This window comes from Paenibacillus cisolokensis, assembly GCF_018403665.1.
In the GTDB taxonomy this organism is placed as follows: Bacteria; Bacillota; Bacilli; order Paenibacillales; family Paenibacillaceae; genus Paenibacillus_AH; species Paenibacillus_AH cisolokensis.
The window spans coordinates 1-3,086 of record NZ_BOVJ01000238.1 but is presented as its reverse complement, the minus strand read 5'-3'; the positions used below and the strand labels follow the sequence as shown (position 1 = coordinate 3,086).

The 3,086-nt window shown below is 60.5% G+C and carries 3 protein-coding genes; all 3 read right to left on the bottom strand.

Going from position 1 to position 3,086, the window contains the following annotated elements; all coding sequences use genetic code 11:
* Positions 1 to 84 precede the first annotated feature (84 nt).
* From PACILC2_RS25070 to PACILC2_RS25060, 3 genes are read right to left on the bottom strand one after another with little or no spacing between them, the layout of a single operon-like run.
* Positions 85 to 777, bottom strand: coding sequence for a zinc ribbon domain-containing protein (locus tag PACILC2_RS25070; protein ID WP_213531657.1), 693 nt, complete (start codon positions 775 to 777; stop codon positions 85 to 87).
* A gap of 58 nt (positions 778 to 835) precedes the next feature.
* Positions 836 to 1,855: an MBL fold metallo-hydrolase gene (locus tag PACILC2_RS25065; RefSeq protein ID WP_213531655.1), complete on the bottom strand. Its 1,020-nt coding sequence runs from the start codon at positions 1,853 to 1,855 to the stop codon at positions 836 to 838.
* The gene (locus PACILC2_RS25060) at positions 1,852 to 2,592 is read right to left on the bottom strand and encodes a class I SAM-dependent methyltransferase (RefSeq protein ID WP_213531653.1); all 741 of its coding nucleotides are present in this window, start codon (positions 2,590 to 2,592) and stop codon (positions 1,852 to 1,854) included. Before PACILC2_RS25060 ends, PACILC2_RS25065 begins: the two co-directional genes overlap by 4 nt.
* Positions 2,593 to 3,086 lie beyond the last annotated feature (494 nt).

Sequence of the window (3,086 nt, the reverse complement as noted above, 5' to 3'; positions counted from 1 at the left end):
AACTGGCAGTCTTTTCTATGACTCGTATACGCCGCTTACGTGCATATGCTGCTCCGATCCTGCGTCCGTGCGGCTGCCTGTCCGTCAGAACATCAGCCTGAACAGCGCCCCCAGCAGGATGTAGTAGGCGGTCAGCACGGCCGGGACGAAATAAAACGGCACGTCGCCGGAAACCGCCCGCATCCCTTTGTACAGCACGTGCGCTGACAGCACGAGACCCCCGGCCAAAACGGAAAGGCCAAGCCAAGGGTGGATGAAGCCGAGCACCATGCTGGCCAGCGCGGCAGCCGCGAAATAAAGCTTGGTCAAACCGGCCATATTGAACGCTTGGACATTCTCCGCCGGCATCCGAAACAGTTTCGCTCCGCCAACGATCACGCCCGACAGCAGCAGCCACTGCAGGAGCGCGCCGAACAATACGCGGACAAACAGACTGAAGTAAGGCACATCGAATCCGTTAAATCCGCCAATTCCGCCAAAAATAAAGCTGAGCGCCCCCACCGTCTGATGCAAATAGACGAGCACGACGACAGCCAGAATGAGCGCGGCCGTGCCGGCTGCGACCAGACCGGGGACAAATGAACGAACAGCGGCCATATCCCCGAGCGCCTGCAACGGATGGAAAAGGTAATTGCGGGCGAGCGCCGCATAGGCTTCCGGCCGGTTCGTCTGAAAAGATGCCGCCCCTTCCGCCGCCGTCTGACCGCCGCCGCAGTTTTCGCACACGGTTCCGGCATCATCCGCAATCGGTACGCCGCATTGCGTACAATATTTCATCGATTACACCGCCTATGAAATTAATATATGTAATCATAGACGCCTGTCTTAACATTTGTCAATATATGTTAGCTGCTGCGCGAAACCGGGCGACGCCGCCCTGTTCCGTCCGTACGGCTGCGCCGGCGGCCTCCAGCTCGACCAGATGGGCCAGCGTCTCCGCCATGGCGAATCGAAGATGATGCATATCGTCCGCAATCCGCGCGCCGAACAAGCGAATACATACCTCATAACCGGTAAGCGGCTCCGCCAGCATAGCGGCAATCTCCTGCAACCGGCGCTCGTGGTGGGCGATCAGCTCGGCGATCCGGTCCGCGAAATTCGGAAACGGATCGCGATGTCCCGGAAAAGCCAGCTTCACATCGTACATCGCCAGCTCAGTCAGATGATCCAGAAACGCCCGCAGCGGATTGCTCTCCTCATCCGGTCCCGGCACAAGTCCGATATTGGGCGTAATGCGGGGGAGCACCTGATCACCGCAGATGATCCGCTTGCTCTCCCGTTGATAGAACAGAAGCTGGCCGCGGGCATGTCCGGGAGCGGCGATCGTTTCCCAATCGAGGCCGTTCATCGCGATCCTTCCGCCCGCTTCGATGAAATCGACCGCCGGCTGCGGGGACACCTTCGCCACGAAGCTTTCCAGGTGGCCGGCTATCCCTTCCCGGAGCACATCCGGCATGCCGTGCGCCTTGAAGAGCGCATTCAGATCCGTCTCGAACGACCGCTTAGGCCCCCACAGCCGCAGCGTGTAATCGCGGGCTGCGCGCGACATATATACAGGCGCCCCGCTCCGCTCCTGAAACCAACCGGCAAGCCCGTAATGGTCCGGGTGCTGATGGGTCAGCACGATGCGCTCGATCGAGCCGAAGCCGATTCGCCGTTCCTTCAGCACGGCTTCCCATAGCGCTACCGCCTCTTCCGTATGCAGCCCCGGGTCGATCAGCGTCCATCCGCCTCCCGGCTCGGGCAACAAATAGGCGTTGACCCAGCGGAGCGAGAAGGGGAGCGGAACTTTGATCTGCAGCCAGCCATCCGGCCACGCCGTTACCGGCTCGCGCCTGCCGCCGGCGCCGTTCAACGTGCCGCCCTCCCGATCAGAATCAGTCTCGGCGAAGTTGCTTGCTCGTACGGCTGACCGTCGTACCCGCCGTATATTCTCCTCAGTTCGAGACCAGCCTCCGCGAGCGCCCGTTCAAACCAGTCGCGCCCAAGCAGCCGTACGCGTTCCTCGTAGTGCCGTTCCCCGTCTTCCGTTCGGATGGTGATCGTTTTGATCACGAAGCCGTCCTCGATTCGCCGCCGCTCCTCGATCGTCCAGCCGGTCTCGGGATCGACCCTTTCCGAATGCGGCACAAGATTGCGCTCGACGAAGACCGGGTTCAAGTAATCGATCAGAAATTGGCCGGCAGGCCGCAACACTCGCCGCAGCTCGCGCAGCACCGCGCAATTGTCGCGTTCATCGGTGAAATAGCCGAACGAGGTGAACAGATTGACCGTAACGTCGAAACGTCCGTCCGCAAACGGCAGCCGGCGCATATCGCCGCGCACCCATTCGACCCGGCCGCCTTCATCTTTTGCCCGCGCTTCGGCGAGCAGCGTTTCCGACAAATCCAGCCCCGTTACCCGGTAGCCGAGATCGGCAAGCGACAGCGCGTGCCTTCCCATGCCGCAGCCGACATCCAGCACTTCCGCCCCGGGCGGCAATGCCAGCCATCCGGCCATGTTCCGCACTTCCCGCTCCGCATTCTCCCTGTCCCGGTGCCTGTAGACGACCATATAATCAGAGCCGAAGCTCTTTTCATACCATTCCGGCATTGTACATTCCTCCCTGCGTGCATCGAAACCGCCGCATATCGTATCCATTTTACTGCAATCGTCCGCGGCGAGCAAAATCAACAGAGGCCAGCGACAGCAAGAAACGTTCGGGGCGCTCGGAAAATAGCCGTTTGGGCGGCTGTTTATCTTGATTTCGGAGGCGAACGTCGATCCGTTCGGGACCTTTTGGACCTGCCGACCGTTCTGAAACGGATGAGCCCGTGAGCCCGGAAGCGAGGCGGGGGCGACAGGTTGTCCCGGAGCCGCTGCGCGACGGTATGGAGCCGCCCGATTGCAGCCGGACAACAGCCACGACGCCAGTTCGATGCTCGTTTAGCCCCGGGACCTGTTCGATGCCGTTTAGCCCCGGGACCTGTTCGATGCCGTTTAGCCCTAGCACCTGTTCGATGCCGTTTAGCCCTAGCACCTGTTCGCCGCTGTTTTCATTCGTGTTAAATTGTTAAATCAACCAATCCTGCAAAAGTCAGGCTGTT

Excerpts from the sequence above, each read along its gene's own strand:
- PACILC2_RS25070 (WP_213531657.1), bottom strand. The coding sequence starts at position 777 with ATGAAATATTGTACGCAATGCGGCGTACCGATTGCGGATGATGCCGGA.
- PACILC2_RS25060 (WP_213531653.1), bottom strand. The coding sequence starts at position 2,592 with ATGCCGGAATGGTATGAAAAGAGCTTCGGCTCTGATTATATGGTCGTC.